This window comes from Bradyrhizobium sp. S3.12.5 (assembly GCF_040548225.1).
Classification (GTDB): domain Bacteria; phylum Pseudomonadota; class Alphaproteobacteria; order Rhizobiales; family Xanthobacteraceae; genus Bradyrhizobium; species Bradyrhizobium cytisi.
In genome coordinates, this window is record NZ_JBEPRF010000011.1 from 18,832 (window position 1) to 33,426 (window position 14,595).

Here is a 14,595-nt window from a genome sequence, read left to right on the forward strand (position 1 = left end):
TCGCCAGCCTACTTCGCCACCACCTCCGGCACTCTCCCCGCCGGCGGCGTGTTGCGGCTGCGTTGCGTGCGCACGATGCCATCGATGATGGTCATGCCGATGCCGGGGAGGTCGCCGAGCTGGACGCTCTCCAGAATGGTCTTGCCGGGCGAGTGCTGGGCCTTGTCCATGATGACGAAGTCGGCGGAGCGGCCGACCTCGATCAGGCCGCAATCGAGCTGCCGCATCCGCGCGGTGTTGCCGGTGGCCAGGCAAAACGCGATCTCGGCCGGCAGATCGCCGAGCGAGGACAGCATCGAGACCATGCGCAGAATGCCGAGCGGCTGCACGCCGGAGCCGGCCGGCGCGTCGGTGCCGAGGATGACGCGATGCAGATCGCCCATCTCGCGCGCAATGCGCAGCGTGAATAGCGCCGAGCGCTCGTTGCCGTTGTGCACGAGCTCGAGGCCGCGCTTGCAGCCTTCACAGATGCAGCGGATCTGATCATCGGGGAGCGCGGTGTGGCCGCCGTTGATATGGCCGACCACGTCGGTGTCGGCCTCCAGCACCACGTCCTTGTCGATCAGGCCGGAGCCGGGGATCGAGGGGCCGCCGGTGTGGATGGTGCTCTGGATGCCGTATTTGCGGGCCCAGCCAACCATCTTTCGCGCGGTCGGACCGTCCTTGACGCCGCCAAGGCCAACTTCGCCGAGCAGCTTGACGCCGGCCGCGGCCAGCTCCTTGAAATCCTCCTCGACCATCTCGCATTCGATCACGGGGGCACCGGCGTGAACCTTCACGCCGCCGGGCCGCAGATTCCAGAATGCGCGCTGGGCGAAGATCGCCATCGCCTTCAACCCGACGACGTCGCGCGGGCGACCGGGCATGTGAACCTCGCCGGCGGAAATCATCGTGGTGACGCCGCCGTGCAGGTTGCTGTCGATCCAGCCGATCTGGTTCTGCCGCGGCGTCCAGTCGCCCGCGACGGGGTGGACGTGGCTATCGATCAGGCCCGGCGCCACCGTGGTGCCGTTGGCCTCGACGATGGTGGTCGCATCGTCGGTATTGACGTCCTTGAAACGGCCGATCGCGGTGATCTTGCCGTTCTCGGCGACGATGGTGTCGCCATCCAGGATCGGCTTTTCCATCGCGCCGGACAGGATCAGGCCGATATTTCGGATCACGAGCTTCGAGGGTCCGGTGGCCTGGGGTGCGTCATGCGCCATGGAAGGGGCTCCTTATTCCTAACTGCAACGCTTTCGATCTTGGGCAGCCTTGACCGCGGGATCAAGTCGGATTATTCATTTGTGTACGAATGATTGTGTACTAATGACGCATAGCTGACCGGCCTCGAAAAACCGCATTGGAAGCGACAGGGAAGGTGAGATGAGCAATTTCAATCAGGAAAGCGTTTTGAGCGTCCATCACTGGACGGACACGCTGTTCTCCTTCAAGACCACCCGCAGCCCGACCTTCCGTTTCCGCAACGGCGAGTTCACCATGATCGGGCTCAAGGTCGGCGAGAAGCCGCTGCTGCGGGCCTACAGCGTCGCCAGCGCCAATTACGAGGACACCCTCGAATTCTTCTCGATCAAGGTGGCGGACGGCCCGCTGACCTCGCGGCTCCAGCACCTGAAGGAAGGCGACGAGATCATCGTCAGCCGCAAGGCGACCGGCACGCTTGTCATCGACAATCTCGAAGAGGGCCGCAATCTCTATCTCATCGGCACAGGCACGGGTCTTGCGCCGTTCCTTAGCGTGATCAAGGATCCGGAGACCTACGAGCGGTTCGAGAAGGTCGTGCTGCTGCACGGCTGCCGCCACGTCAAGGAGCTCGCCTATGGCGAGATGATCACCGAGCACCTGCCGAAGGACGAGATGCTCGGCGAGTACATCCAGAACCAGCTTATCTACTACCCGACCGTGACGCGCGATCCCTTCCGCAACCGCGGCCGCATCACCGATCTTATCACCTCGGGCAAGCTATTTGCCGATATCGGCCTGCCGGGGCTTGAGGCCGCCCATGACCGCGTCATGATCTGCGGCAGCCCGGCGCTGGTCGCCGACACCCGCATGCTGCTCGGCGAGCGCGGATTCGCCGAAGGTAACCACGGTGAGCCGGCCCAGTTCGTGGTCGAAAAGGCCTTCGCTGAGCGCTAGACGCGGAAGTTTCGCGCAATAAGACCGCATTTTCGCCGCCGCACGGGCGTTGCGGCGCCGATTCGGCGCGCGATACACTGTGGGAGCGAATCAGCGGAGTTCCCACATGGTTGCGGACAGCGACAGCAACATCGCCTGGCACCGGGTTCAGTTGAAGAAGAACCGCGCCGAGCTGAAGGCGCTCGAAACCGCGCGCTTCATGATGGGCGAGATCGCGTCCTCGAAGCGCGATGGCCAAACCCAGAAGTCGATCGCCGACCTCAAGCGCAAGATCGCGCAATCCGAACGCGTCATTGCCGACCACGACAAGCGCACGCGCCGTCCGCTCGGCACTGACGTGCAAAGCCTGAGCAATGGCAGCTGGAGCCATTGGGACGCCTATACCAACCAGCAGCAGCGCAAGGCCGGGCCGCGCTCGCCGGGGCGTGGTTAGTCCCGCTGCCCAAAAAGCCGGTTCCCGCCCTTGCGCCTGCGGCGTCGCTCACCATCTCGTTGACGCGCCACCAACCAGTTCGGTGATCCCATGTTCGGTGATCCCATATTCGTTCGGTGATCCCATGACACCGCGACTCGATTTCACCAGCGAGGCCTTCTTTCGCGATCCGCCCAAGGCCATCGCGGCCCTGCGGGCGTCCGGCCCTGTCGTCGCGACGCGCTTTCCGCTTGTCGGCGACGTCTGGATCACCACAACCCACGATGCGACCGCGCAGGTGCTGAAGGACAGCACGATCTTCACGCTGCGCAAGGAAGATGGCGACGTTGCCGGCTTGCGCTGGTGGATGCCGGGGCTGGTCAGGACCATCGCCAACAACATGCTGACGATGGACGAGCCGGATCACACACGGCTGCGCAGCATCGTGGACGAAGCCTTTCGCCGCCGCGCCATCGTTGCGATGGAGCCTCGCATACCGTGCCATCGCGGATGGCCTGGCCGATGAGCTGTTTGCGAACGGCAGCCCTGCCGATCTCGTTCAGAGCTATGCGCGCATCCTGCCGCTCTCGGTGATCTCCGAGCTGCTCGGTCTGCCGATGGCCGATCGCCCGCGCTTCATCGCCTGGGCCAATGCGATGTCCTCGCTGACGAACGTCGTCAGCTTCTTTCGTCTGCTGCTCGCGTTCCGCAAGATGCGCTTCTATCTCGAAGAGCAATTGCAGATCGCGCGCGAGCGGGGCGGCGAGGGCCTGATTGCCGAGCTGGTCCAGGTCGAGCGCGAGGGCGGTGAGATCACGCCGGACGAAATGGTCTCGATGGTGTTCCTGCTGCTCGCGGCGGGCTCGGAGACCACCACGCATCTCATCAGCGGCTCGGTTTACGAACTGCTTAGGAATCCAGGATTGCGTGACTGGCTGGAAGAGGACTGGAGCCGCGTCGGGCTCGCGGTCGAGGAATTTTTGCGTTTCGTCTCGCCGGTGCAGTTTTCAAAACCGCGCTATGTGCGGCGGGACGTTGAGCTGGAAGGCGTCCGCCTGAGCAAAGGCGATCGCGTCATGGTCATGCTCGCGGCGGCGAACATGGACCCGGCGGTGCACGACCAGCCGGCGCGGCTCGATCTCGAACGCAAGCCCAATCGCCACATGTCCTTCGGCACGGGAATCCATTTCTGTCTCGGACATCAGCTTGCGCGGATCGAGGCGGCTTGCGCGCTGGAGGCACTGTTCGTGCGATGGCCGAAATTGGGTCTGGCCGTCGATCCCGCGCAGGTCCGCTGGCGCAGGCGTCCGGGCCTTCGTGCCATTGCGCGACTTCCTGTCGCGGCAGACGGCCGTGGAACGCATGTGGCTGCCGCGCAAATGGTGCCTGAGCGTTCCCTCGCGCAAGCGGACTGACCCGAGTCTTTCGAGAAACCGCCAGACTGGCCAGTTCCACCGGTCGAGCGCGGAACCTGCGTACGACGATACAGGATTCGTCGGAGCCAAAGCGAACGTCGCACCAAGCCTGGAAACCTTCTGTAGAACGGCCGCGTTATCCATGGAGCTCGCAAGATCATAGAGGTGCAATCATGCAAGTTCGGGAAATCATGACGCCGTCGGTGCATATTGCAGATCCCAACATGACCATCCGCGAAGCCGCACGTTGGATGCGGGCCGACAACGTCGGCGCGCTTCCGGTCGGCGAAAACGATCGTCTGGTCGGCATGATCACAGATAGAGACATAGTCATGCGTGCGGTCGCTGAGGAGCGATCAGCCGGCAACACCTCGGTTCGTGAGGTGATGTCGGAGGGCGTTTGCTATTGCTTCGAGGACGACGACGTGGAAGGCGCCTCGCAACAGATGGCGACACATCAGGTCCGACGCCTGCCGGTGCTCAACCGGCAAAAGCGTCTGGTTGGCGTCGTCGCGCTGGCCGACGTCAGCAGGACTGATGACGAATGCGCGCAGGATGCGTTGAAGGACATTTCCGCGCCCACCGACATGGCGCGACTTTGAAACCAGTGCGCGAAATCAGTTTCGCCGCACCATTTTCGCAAGAGGCCGACATGACCAGCAAAATGCCACCAGTGCCAAATGCCAATCAAAGCCGAAAGGGAACCGGGGACGACAAACGGACGCACCCAGACCAGGTGCCGCACGGTCAGCAGCGCGTGCAGAATCCGAACCAGCAGGGTCAGCAGGGCAACATCAAGCAGAACACGACCAATCAGGGCTACCAGCAGGACCGCTAAGGAGGCTGCATTCCCATGTCGACATCCACCAAGACACCAAACACCATTCGTCAGGGCGGGCCCGGCGCTTCGCACGAGAACGCGAAGGCGCCGCTGGAGATCAAGAAACCACCGGCGGACGACCCGCACCGGCAGCACAGCCGGGTGTCGGGCGGCGGCGGTGAGCATGATTCCCATCACCGGCATGATCCCGCCGGCAAGGGAGGAGGCAGGTGATCCATGAGCAGCAAGCAACCGAAACTGTACACTCCAACCAGCAAAGATATGCGCGAAAATCCCCTGATCGGTGGATCGAAGGGAACGAACATGGCCGGTACTTCGCCTGACGATCTGGAAGACGCGATGGGCGAGAACACGATCGAAGGCGACGTCGAGAATGATGTCACCATTGGCGGCGGTATCGACAAGGACGTCGCGCGCAGTGGCTCACCACGTAGAGGCCGGTGAGAGGAATTGGAGATCGAGATGCAAGGCAAGAAAACCCATGAACAACAGGTCCGCATCCTCGAGCGCAAGACCGATGCACCCGATCGGCGCCAGCTCGAGCAGGCCATTGGCCACAATCCGGAGGACACGAGGGTTCATCGTCCCAGACCGGAGGCGCGGCATAGCGAGTTTGCGGTGAGTCGCGGCGGCCTCAACCAGGAGAGCGATCACAACAAGCACAACAATCCGGGGCAGAGCGGCCATAAGCCGCCCAAGCCTTCACCGCAGCAGCAGAAACACTGAGCTTCGGGGGCGAGCATTTCAAGAGGGTAAGCCGATGCCAGGTGGACGTGGCAGCAAGACGCATTTCAGAGCGGGCATGCATGGCAAGGGCGACGGTACCGGTGCCCTCGCCGATATAGCGAAGGACAAGATCGGCGACAACGAGGTCCTGTCCAATCGCGACAAGGCGCAGCATTCCGACATCAGAGGCATGGATAGCAAATTCATCCAGACCGAGCAGTATCAGGATCACGCAGCCAATCGCCTTGGACATGACCTTGGACATGACGAGGAGCGTACGAACGATTGATCCACGTGGAGAAGCGTCCTCCCGTCCAACTGCGGACCCGATCACCCGGTCCGCTTTTTTGGTGTGGCGAGGTCGCGCTCCCAGCCGAATACTGAACGACCATCGAGCTCAGGCGAAGCCGCGCGCTCGCCGGCGATGAAGGCCTCAACCGACGGCCCCTGCGCGGTGCGCTCGAGCCGCCGCGCTTGGTCGTCGAGGCGCTTGATCGCCTGCATCTCCTCCTCGCGTCCGAGCTTGGCGTTCTCGATCGCGCCCTTCAGCACGCGGATGGTCTCGTCATAGACCTTGATCGGGACGGGGTAGGGATGCCGGTCCTTGCCGCCATGAGCGAGCGAGAAGCGCGCCGGGTCCTTGAAGCGATAGGGTGCGCCGTGCACGACTTCCGCGACCATCGCCAGCGACCGCACGGTGCGCGCGCCGACACCCGGCGTCAGCAACAGCTCGGGGAAGTCGACCGGGCCGCGCTCGGCGGCAGCTGCCAGCGTGCCATGCAGGCGGCGCGCGAACACGTCCTTCGGCCTGACATCATGGTGCGCGGGCATGATCAGATGCGGCAGCATCGCCTGCGCCGGCTCGGGCTGAGTCCCGGTGAGCCGCTCGAACTCCTTGAGAATGCGATCGGGGCCGAGGTCGGTCAGCAGCTCGAGCTGCGCATGGCGCGAGACGTCGGCGCGATGGTCGGTGAGATTGACGATCTCGCCTTGCTGCGGGCCGTCGATCGCGCTGTGCGGGGCCTCGACGAAACTCTTCAGCGCTTCCGAGTGCCAGTGATAACGCCGGGCCTGGCGTTTGTCGCCGTTCATTCCCTGCTGCACGACGGTCCACTTGCCGTCGGCTGTGACGAAGAAGCCGTGGAGATAGAGATCAAAGCCGTCCTGCACGGCGGCGCTGTCGACTTTCGCCACCAGCCGGCTGGCGCGCGTGAGCTTTGCGCCGTCGAAGCCGATGCGGTCGCCGAGCTGCATCAGCTCGTCCGGTGTCTTGCGCGAATGCTGGCCGCGGCCGCCGCAGACATAGATGCCGAGCTCGTCCTGAAGCGGGCCGAGCCCGCGCTTCAGTGCACCGATCACGGAGGTGGTTATCCCTGAGGAGTGCCAGTCCATCCCCATCACGGCGCCGAACGACTGGAACCAGAACGGATGCGACAGCCGCTGCAGGAATGCATCGCGGCCGTAATGATGCACCACCGCCTGCGTGACAATCGCGCCGAGCGAGGCCATGCGGCTCGCCAGCCATGGCGGAACCCGCCCGGTGTGGAGGGGAAGATCGGCGCTGCCGGTTCGTCTGGTCATGAGTGGCCCAAGCTAGCCCAGTTCGGCGACGGTTGCATCAGGGGAATGCTGTTGCATGGGACGGGGAAGCGGAGCGAGCCGGACAGCGTTGAGCGGGCTATCCGCGACGAGATGCCGGAAGCCCTGCTGCGCGAACGCGCGCAATTGAGCGGTGCGGTCCTGCCCTATTGAGCCTTCGTCGCGCCGCGTAAGCCCGCCTGCTGCTGGATCGTATCCAAGGCGCCGGACGACTGCTCCTCTGCGACGAAGCTGTTGAGCAGCGGGAGCGCGCTCTCACGTCCCTTGGGGATCGCGATGGCCATGTGCTCGGCGCCCCAATTGCCGTCGAGGATCTTTGCGCCCGGCATCTGGTCGGACATCTCGAATAGCGTCGGCTTGTTGGTGGCGTAGAGATCGATCTCGCCGCGGCCGAACATGGCGATGGCGATCTTGACGCTCTCGGCAGGAACGATGGTTGCGTTCCTGAACTTTGCAGGCAACGTCCGCTCGGAGGTCGAGCCCTTGGTGACGCCGATCTTCACGCCCGGCTTGTCGATATCCTCGATCTTGCCGATCGGGGAATTCACTGGAACGAGATAGCCGAGCTCGATCGCCAGCACGGGCTGGCTGAAGCTGACCTCGTTGGCGCGGGCCGGGGTGGCGTTGGTCACGGTGAAATCGACCTGGCCGTCGTGGATCGCGGTGACGATGTCGGCGACACGCTGGAACCTGACATAGTCGATGGGAACGCCGAGCCGGTTCGCCAGCTCTCCGCCGAGATCGTAGGCGAGGCCGTGCGGCTTGCCGGCTGCATCTGTGACCATCGAGGTCGGGCTGCCCGGATAGATGCCGACGCGCAACGTGCCGCTCGGCGCCAGCAGTTTTGCTTCCCCGTCGGCGTGCGCGAGCGCGCCGAACATGCTGACGACTGCGATTGCGAGCACGGCGCCGCGTGCAACGTGCCCAGAAGAAGTCCTCATGTGAATGGTCTCACTGCGCGCGGATGTCGGCAGCCTTCAGCACCGGTTCCCATTTGGTCGTCTCGGCATGCATGTAGGCATCGAAATCCTTGGCGGAGGAGCCGACCGGGGCCGCGCCGATCTTGCCGAGCGTCGCCAGCACATTCGGATCCTGCAGCGCCGCCTTCAGGTCGGTCTCGAGTTTTGCGACGATCTCCGGCGGCATTTTTGCCGGTCCAAGCACGCCCCACCAGACCGAGACATCGTAGCCGGGGACGCCGGACTCGGCGACGGTCGGGACATCAGGTAGCGCCTTGGAGCGCTCGGCCGAGGTCACCGCGAGCGCGCGCACCGGGCCGCCGCCTTCGAGCTGGCCGATCGCTTCCGCGAGCGGATTGATGCTGAGCGGAATCTCGCCCGCGATCACGGCGGTCAGCGCCGGCGCCCCGCCCTTGTAGGGGATCGCGACGATCTTGGTGCCGGACATGTATTTCAGAAGCTCGCCGGCGAGATGCGCCGAGGTCCCGTTGCCGGACATGCCGTAGGAGAGCTTGTCCGGCTCCTTCCTGGCCGCGGCAAGAAGATCGCCGAGCGTCTTGTAGGGGCTGTCCTTGGCCACCACGATCGCAAGCGGCGAGGAGGCGACTTCACTGATCGCGGTAAAGTCCTTGAACGTGTCATAGGGCACGCTCGGATAGATGAACTGGTTCAGCGGATGGCCGCTGGCAACCAGGATCAGCGTGTAGCCATCGGGCGCGGCCTGTGTCAGCGCCTGCGAGGCGACGATGCCGCCGGCGCCGGGGCGGTTGTCGATCACGGGCTGCTGGCCCCAAGCTTTTGCGAGTGCCTGGCCGAGCGTCCGCGCCAGCACGTCGACCGCGCCGCCGGCGGCGTAGGGCACGAGAATGTGGACCGGCTTGCTCGGATAATTGTCGGCGGCTTGCGCGAAGCCGCCTGCGAGCAGCAGACCGGCACCGAGCATCACGGCGCCGACCTTCTTGTTCAACCCCAGCATATTCAGCACTCCTTGGGGCATTCGCGTCCGTGCGGTGGTGTTCCGAGCCGCTTCCGGACGTTGCCCGTGGTTTTTGTTGACGAGACCTGATCTTTTGTACGATAGTACAAATCACATGGTACGCAAGCACACCAACAAGGAAACGGCCCGCAAGCCGAACATGCGCGAGGCGATCCTCGCCGCGGCCGAGGAGCTGTTCGCCACCAACGGCTTCAACGCCGTCTCGGTGCGCGACATCGCACAGGCGGCCGGGGCCAATCCCGGCAGCGTGACCTATCATTTCAAGACCAAGGACGGCCTGCTGCTGGAGATCTACCGGCGCCATTGCGGGCCGATGAATTTGCGCCGCTCGGAGCTGCTCGCCGCCGCCAAGCGCGTGCGCGATCTCCAGGATCGGCTGGAAGCGGTGGTGCGGGCCTATGTGGTGCCGGCTTTCACCTCGGGCAGCGATCTCGCCGGAGGTGGCGCGCGCTTCACGCGGCTGCGCGCCGTGATGTCGGCGGAAGGCAACGAGGTCGCGCGAAAAATCATCGCGCAGACCTTTGACGACACCAGCCACGCTTTTATCGATGCGATCCACGACAGCCTGCCGCACATTCCGCGCACCGACATCGTCTGGCGCAGCCACTTCCTGCTCGGCGCACTCTATTACTCGCTGGTGACGCCGGACCGGGTCTCGCGCCTGTCGCGGGGCGAGGCCGACGGCAATGATCCCGCCAATGCCATCGAGCAACTGGTGCAGGCCACCGTCGCCGCCTTTCAGGCGCCGGCGCTCGACCAGGCCGTACCCGCGAAGCGACGGCCGGTCGTCAGCAGCAAGACTTGAAAGAAACCGCCCGAGGGGAGGCGCGTAACAGCGCTTCCGCTTGCAAGCGGACATGTGATGGGGTGTTTGAGGAAATGAACAGGCGGGAGTGCTTGCATCTCTTGACCGGACTGGCCGGCGCCGCGCTCGCGAGCCAAGTGCGTGCGCAAGGGGCCGAGCCCAAAGCGATGCCGACGATTGATCCGCCGGATCCAAATCCCAAGACGCCGTCGTTCAAGCTGCCACCGAAATCCTGCGACAGCCACACCCACATCTTCGGGCCGGCGTCCCGTTATCCCTTCTCGGAGAAGCGTCCCTACAACACCGCCGACGCGCCGCTGGAGATGTTCCGCAGTGTGCACGAGAAGATCGGCGTCGAGCGCTGCGTGATCGTCAATGCCACGGTCCACGGCACCGACAATCGCGTCGTCACCGATGCGATCGCGCAGAGCGAGGGCGCCTACAAGGGCATCGCCAATGTCAGCGACGAGATGACCGGGAAGGAGCTGGCGGCGCTCGACAAGGGCGGCATCTGCGGCTGCCGCTTCGCCTTCCTCAAGCGCCTCGGTGGCGTGGGCGACATGAACAAGTTCCAGCGCATCGTGCATCGGGTCGCCGAGCTCGGCTGGCACATCGACGTCTATTTCGAGCCCGGCACGATCGCCGAATTCGCGCCGATCCTGACCGCGCTGCCGACGCCTTACGTGATCGATCACATGGGCACGGTCCAGGCCGCGAAAGGTCTCGACGATCCCGGCTTCACTGCGCTGCTCGACCTCCAGAAGAGGGACGAGAAGTGCTGGGTCAAGATCACCGGCCTCGAGCGGGCCTCCGCCGCCGGCAAGCCGTTCCACGACGCGGTGCCGTTCGCGAAGGCGCTGATCGACAACGCGCCCGGGCGCGTCATCTGGGGCACCGACTGGCCGCACCCCAACGTCAAGGTGATGCCGAATGACGGCGATCTTGTCGATTTGATCCCGCTCTGCGCGCCCGGCAAGGCGATCCAGCAGAAGTTGCTGGTCGACAATCCCGCCCGCCTGTTCAAGTTCAGCTGATGAATATGATGTACACGCCGACCATTCCGCCGCCCGATCCAAACACGTGCACGCCGAAGTTCAGGCTGCCAAAGCTGTCCTGCGATGCGCATTGCCACATCTTCGGGCCCGGCGCGAAATATCCTTATGCGCCGGATCGTTCCTACACGCCGCCGGATGCTCCGCTCGAGGACTTCAAGGTCCTGCACGCCAAGCTCGGTGTGGAGCGCGCGGTCATCGTCAATGCCAGCGTGCATGGCATCGACAACACGGTCGCCCTCGACGCCATTGCGCAAAGCAACGGCGCCTATCGCGCAGTCGCCAATATCGACGACACCATCACCGAACGCGGGCTTCGCGTGCTGCACGAGGGCGGCTTCCGCGGCTGCCGCTTCAATTTCGTCCGCCATCTCGGCGGCGTCCCTGACAAGAGTGTGTTCAACCGCATCATCGCGATGGTCGCGCCGCTCGGCTGGCACATCGATCTGCATTTCGATGCGATCGACCTGCCCGAATATGCGGACATGCTGACAAGGCTGCCGCTGAGCTACACCATTGACCATATGGGGCGGGTGAAGGCCTCCGAGGGGCTCGACCAGCTTCCGTTCAAGATCTTGATCGAGCTGATGCAGCGTGACAAAAAATGCTGGGTCAAGATCTGCGGCTCGGAGCGGGTGTCCTCCGCCGGCCCGCCATTCACCGATGCCGTGCCGTTCGCGCGCAAGATCGTCGAGACGGCGCCCGACCGCATCATCTGGGGCACGGACTGGCCACATCCCAACGTCAAGGTGATGCCCAATGATGGCGACCTCGTCGATCTGATCCCGCTATTCGCGCCGGAGCCGGAGCTTCTGCAGAAGATCCTGGTCGATAATCCCGCGCGGCTGTTTGGATTCGACGAATGACGGCGATGGCGGTCGACAAGCCGCGCGCCCGCGCCTGGTGGAAGGAGCTCTGGATCCAGGTGCTCATTGCCATGGCGGCCGGCATCGCGCTTGGGATCGTCAGTCCCGAGGCGGGCACGAAGATGCAGCCGCTCGGGGACGCCTTCATCAAGGCGATCCGGATGCTGATCGCGCCGATCATCTTCTGCACCGTCGTCCATGGCATCGCGCATATGGCCGACATGGCGCGGGTCGGGCGGGTCGCGGTCAAGGCCATCATCTATTTCGAGGTCATGACCACGATCGCGCTGATCATCGGTCTCATCGCGGTGAATGTGCTCAAGCCAGGCGCCGGCATGAACATCGATCCCGCCAGCATCAATGCCAGCGCGGTTGAGCCTTACGTCAAGCAGACGGCGGTGATCGGCTTCGTGCCGTTCCTGACGAATATCGTGCCGGCGACATTTATCGGCGCCTTTGCCGAGGGCAACATCCTCCAGGTCCTGTTCATTTCGGTGCTGTGCGGCTTCGCGCTGGTGCAGCTCGGCGAGCGCGCCGCACCCCTGGTCAATTTGATCGACATCTCCGCCAGGATGGTGTTTGCCGTGGTCGGCTTCGTGATGTGGGCAGCTCCAATCGGCGCGTTTGGCGCGATCGCCTTTACCGTCGGCAAGTTCGGCGTCGGCTCGCTGGCCTCGCTCGGCAAGCTGCTGGGCGGGTTCTATCTCACCTGCGTGATTTTCATCATCGTGGCGCTCGGCCCGGTGGCGCGTCTCTGTGGCTTCTCGCTGCTGAAGCTGATCCGCTACATCTGGGAAGAGCTATTGATCTGCATCGCCACGACGTCGTCCGAGACGGTGCTGCCGCGGATGCTAACCAAGCTGGAGAAAGCCGGCTGCGAGAAGAGCGTGGTTGGGCTCGTGATCCCAACCGGCTATTCATTCAATCTCGACGGCACTTGTCTCTACCTTGCCGCCGCTTCCGTGTTCCTGGCGCAGGCGACCAACACCCCGTTGGGGCTCGCCGAGCAGATCGAGCTGCTGCTGATTCTGCTCGTGACCTCCAAGGGCGCGGCGGGCATCGCGGGCGCGGCCTTTGTCGTGCTGGCGGCGACGCTGTCCGCCACCGGCTCCATCCCGGTGACGAGCGTCGCGCTGGTGCTCGGCATCCATCGCCTGATGTCGCAAGGGCTGACGCCGACCAATCTGATCGGGAACGCGGTGGCGACCATCGCGATTGCCAAATGGGAAGGGGCACTCGATCGCGAGCGCCTGAAGCGCGTGCTCGACGGCGAGGAACCTACGGCTGCCGCGGCCTGATGAAATTGCTGCCGGGATGACGCAACCAGCCTATGATGTTGACGAACGAAAGAGGGGAGTAGTCCCATGAAAACAGGTCTCGTGATCACCGCCCATCCCGGCGATTTCGTCTGGCGCGCCGGTGGCGCCATCGCGCTGCATGCGAAGAAGGGCTATCGCATGAAGATCGTCTGCATGTCCTTCGGCGAGCGCGGCGAGAGCCAGTTCGCCTGGAAGGAAAAGGGCGCGACGCTGGAATCGGTCAAGGCGGGCCGCAAGGACGAGGCGGAGCGGGCGGCAAAGCTGCTCGGCGCGGAGATCGAGTTCTTCGATTGCGGCGACTATCCGCTGAAGCTGACCGAGGCGCATTTCGACCGCATGGTCGACATCTACCGCGAGCTCAATCCGAGCTTCGTGCTGACGCACGCGCTGGAAGACCCCTACAATTTCGACCATCCGAACGCGGCGCACTTCGCGCAGGAGACCCGTGTGGTCGCGCAGGCCATGGGTCACAAGCCGGGCGCTCAGTACCAATATTCGGCGCCGCCGGTGTTTCTGTTCGAACCGCACCAGCCCGAGCAGTGCAACTACAAGCCGGACCTGCTTCTGAAGATCGACGAGGTCTGGAAGGAAAAGTACGAGGCGTTCCAGATCCTCGCCGCGCAAAAGCATCTGTGGGGGTATTACGAGCGCGTCGCGCTCAACCGCGGCATCCAGGGTAGCCGCAACACCGGCATTCCCATGACCTATGGCGAGTCTTATCAGCGCCTGTTCCCGACGGTTGCGGAGGTGCTGGCATGAAGCCGGTCGTCGTTCGCAACATCAAGCGTGCCGATCCCGCTGGCATGGCGGAATATGGCGTCTCGACCGTGCACGAGGCCTATGGTCGCATCGGCCTGATGAAACCGTACTTGCGGCCGGTCTGGGCGGGCGCGTCGATCGCCGGTCCCGCCGTCACCGTGCTGGCGCAGCCAGGCGACAACTGGATGATCCATGTCGCCGTCGAGCAGTGCAGGGAGGGCGACATCCTCGTCGTCGGCTGCACCACCGACAATACCGACGGGATGTTCGGCGAGCTGCTGGCGACTTCGCTTCAGGCACGCGGTGTGCAGGGGTTGATCATCGATGCCGGCTGCCGCGACGTCAAAGCGCTGCATGAGATGAATTTTCCGGTGTGGTCGCGCGCGGTCTCGGCCAAGGGCACAGTCAAGGCCACGCTCGGCTCGGTCAACGTCCCCGTGGTCTGCGCCGGCGTCAACGTCGATCCCGGTGACATCGTCGTCGCCGATGACGACGGCGTCGTGGTGGTGCCGAAGCGCTATGCCACCGAGGTTGCCGAGAAGGCGAAGAAGCGCAACGCCGACGAGGGCGGCAAGCGCAAACGCCTCGCCTCGGGCGAATTGGGCCTCGACATGTACAGCATGCGCGAGGCGCTGGCGAAGGCCGGGCTCGTCTACGTCGACAATCCAGAGGACGTCTAAGCGGGATAAAAGAAGCGGAGCGCACC

Annotated in this window: 18 protein-coding genes and 1 pseudogene; 15 read left to right on the forward strand and 4 right to left on the reverse strand. The window is 64.0% G+C overall.

The window, feature by feature from the left end:
* Window positions 1-8: 8 nt before the first annotated feature.
* Window positions 9-1,205, reverse strand: coding sequence for an amidohydrolase family protein (locus ABIC09_RS17465; protein ID WP_148749359.1), 1,197 nt, complete (start codon window positions 1,203-1,205; stop codon window positions 9-11).
* Between the two features lie 160 nt (window positions 1,206-1,365).
* Between ABIC09_RS17465 and ABIC09_RS17470 the strand changes: the two genes are divergently transcribed.
* The 9 genes and pseudogenes from ABIC09_RS17470 to ABIC09_RS17510 all read left to right on the forward strand — a co-directional run bounded on the left by ABIC09_RS17470 (window position 1,366) and on the right by ABIC09_RS17510 (window position 5,822).
* Window positions 1,366-2,139 carry a ferredoxin--NADP reductase gene (locus tag ABIC09_RS17470; RefSeq protein WP_148749360.1) on the forward strand — a complete coding sequence of 258 codons (774 nt, stop codon included), beginning with the start codon at window positions 1,366-1,368 and terminating at the stop codon, window positions 2,137-2,139.
* Window positions 2,140-2,245: 106 nt separating this feature from the next.
* A complete protein-coding gene (locus tag ABIC09_RS17475) occupies window positions 2,246-2,572 on the forward strand; it encodes a hypothetical protein (protein ID WP_354033908.1) in 327 nt (108 codons plus the stop codon).
* A 124-nt stretch (window positions 2,573-2,696) separates the two neighbouring features.
* A pseudogene (locus ABIC09_RS17480) lies at window positions 2,697-3,966 on the forward strand (cytochrome P450).
* A gap of 191 nt (window positions 3,967-4,157) precedes the next feature.
* Window positions 4,158-4,568, forward strand: coding sequence for a CBS domain-containing protein (locus tag ABIC09_RS17485; RefSeq protein WP_354110018.1), 411 nt, complete (start codon window positions 4,158-4,160; stop codon window positions 4,566-4,568).
* 50 nt (window positions 4,569-4,618) lie between these two features.
* A complete protein-coding gene (locus ABIC09_RS17490; RefSeq protein ID WP_354110019.1) occupies window positions 4,619-4,804 on the forward strand; it encodes a hypothetical protein in 186 nt (61 codons plus the stop codon).
* Window positions 4,805-4,819: 15 nt separating this feature from the next.
* The gene (locus ABIC09_RS17495) at window positions 4,820-5,020 is read left to right on the forward strand and encodes a hypothetical protein (RefSeq protein ID WP_148749365.1); all 201 of its coding nucleotides are present in this window, start codon (window positions 4,820-4,822) and stop codon (window positions 5,018-5,020) included.
* A gap of 3 nt (window positions 5,021-5,023) precedes the next feature.
* The gene (locus ABIC09_RS17500; RefSeq protein WP_148749366.1) at window positions 5,024-5,251 is read left to right on the forward strand and encodes a hypothetical protein; all 228 of its coding nucleotides are present in this window, start codon (window positions 5,024-5,026) and stop codon (window positions 5,249-5,251) included.
* An 18-nt stretch (window positions 5,252-5,269) separates the two neighbouring features.
* The gene (locus ABIC09_RS17505; protein ID WP_148749475.1) at window positions 5,270-5,533 is read left to right on the forward strand and encodes a hypothetical protein; all 264 of its coding nucleotides are present in this window, start codon (window positions 5,270-5,272) and stop codon (window positions 5,531-5,533) included.
* A gap of 34 nt (window positions 5,534-5,567) precedes the next feature.
* Window positions 5,568-5,822, forward strand: a complete 255-nt coding sequence (locus ABIC09_RS17510; protein WP_354110020.1) for a hypothetical protein — start codon at window positions 5,568-5,570, stop codon at window positions 5,820-5,822.
* 41 nt (window positions 5,823-5,863) lie between these two features.
* Here the strand turns inward: ABIC09_RS17510 and ABIC09_RS17515 are convergent, their stop codons facing one another.
* The 3 genes from ABIC09_RS17515 to ABIC09_RS17525 form a co-directional block, all read right to left on the reverse strand.
* Window positions 5,864-7,114 carry a DUF763 domain-containing protein gene (locus ABIC09_RS17515; RefSeq protein ID WP_354033919.1) on the reverse strand — a complete coding sequence of 417 codons (1,251 nt, stop codon included), beginning with the start codon at window positions 7,112-7,114 and terminating at the stop codon, window positions 5,864-5,866.
* 164 nt (window positions 7,115-7,278) lie between these two features.
* A complete protein-coding gene (locus ABIC09_RS17520) occupies window positions 7,279-8,073 on the reverse strand; it encodes an ABC transporter substrate-binding protein (RefSeq protein WP_354110021.1) in 795 nt (264 codons plus the stop codon).
* A 10-nt stretch (window positions 8,074-8,083) separates the two neighbouring features.
* Window positions 8,084-9,067: a tripartite tricarboxylate transporter substrate binding protein gene (locus tag ABIC09_RS17525; RefSeq protein WP_354033922.1), complete on the reverse strand. Its 984-nt coding sequence runs from the start codon at window positions 9,065-9,067 to the stop codon at window positions 8,084-8,086.
* A 115-nt stretch (window positions 9,068-9,182) separates the two neighbouring features.
* Between ABIC09_RS17525 and ABIC09_RS17530 the strand changes: the two genes are divergently transcribed.
* The 6 genes from ABIC09_RS17530 (at window position 9,183) to ABIC09_RS17555 (ending at window position 14,569) form a co-directional block, all read left to right on the forward strand.
* Window positions 9,183-9,893, forward strand: coding sequence for a TetR/AcrR family transcriptional regulator (locus tag ABIC09_RS17530; protein ID WP_354110022.1), 711 nt, complete (start codon window positions 9,183-9,185; stop codon window positions 9,891-9,893).
* A gap of 74 nt (window positions 9,894-9,967) precedes the next feature.
* Window positions 9,968-10,927 carry an amidohydrolase family protein gene (locus ABIC09_RS17535; RefSeq protein ID WP_354110023.1) on the forward strand — a complete coding sequence of 320 codons (960 nt, stop codon included), beginning with the start codon at window positions 9,968-9,970 and terminating at the stop codon, window positions 10,925-10,927.
* Window positions 10,927-11,811, forward strand: a complete 885-nt coding sequence (locus ABIC09_RS17540) for an amidohydrolase family protein (RefSeq protein WP_354110024.1) — start codon at window positions 10,927-10,929, stop codon at window positions 11,809-11,811. The genes ABIC09_RS17535 and ABIC09_RS17540 overlap by 1 nt, the downstream gene beginning before the upstream one ends.
* On the forward strand, window positions 11,808-13,109 hold the full coding sequence (gene dctA, locus ABIC09_RS17545; protein ID WP_354110025.1) for a C4-dicarboxylate transporter DctA: 1,302 nt from the start codon (window positions 11,808-11,810) through the stop codon (window positions 13,107-13,109). The genes ABIC09_RS17540 and dctA overlap by 4 nt, the downstream gene beginning before the upstream one ends.
* A gap of 66 nt (window positions 13,110-13,175) precedes the next feature.
* Window positions 13,176-13,889, forward strand: coding sequence for a PIG-L deacetylase family protein (locus ABIC09_RS17550; protein ID WP_354033929.1), 714 nt, complete (start codon window positions 13,176-13,178; stop codon window positions 13,887-13,889).
* Window positions 13,886-14,569 (forward strand): 4-carboxy-4-hydroxy-2-oxoadipate aldolase/oxaloacetate decarboxylase, encoded by a 684-nt coding sequence (locus ABIC09_RS17555; protein ID WP_354110026.1) that lies wholly within the window; start codon window positions 13,886-13,888, stop codon window positions 14,567-14,569. Before ABIC09_RS17550 ends, ABIC09_RS17555 begins: the two co-directional genes overlap by 4 nt.
* The last annotated feature ends 26 nt before the right edge of the window (window positions 14,570-14,595 follow it).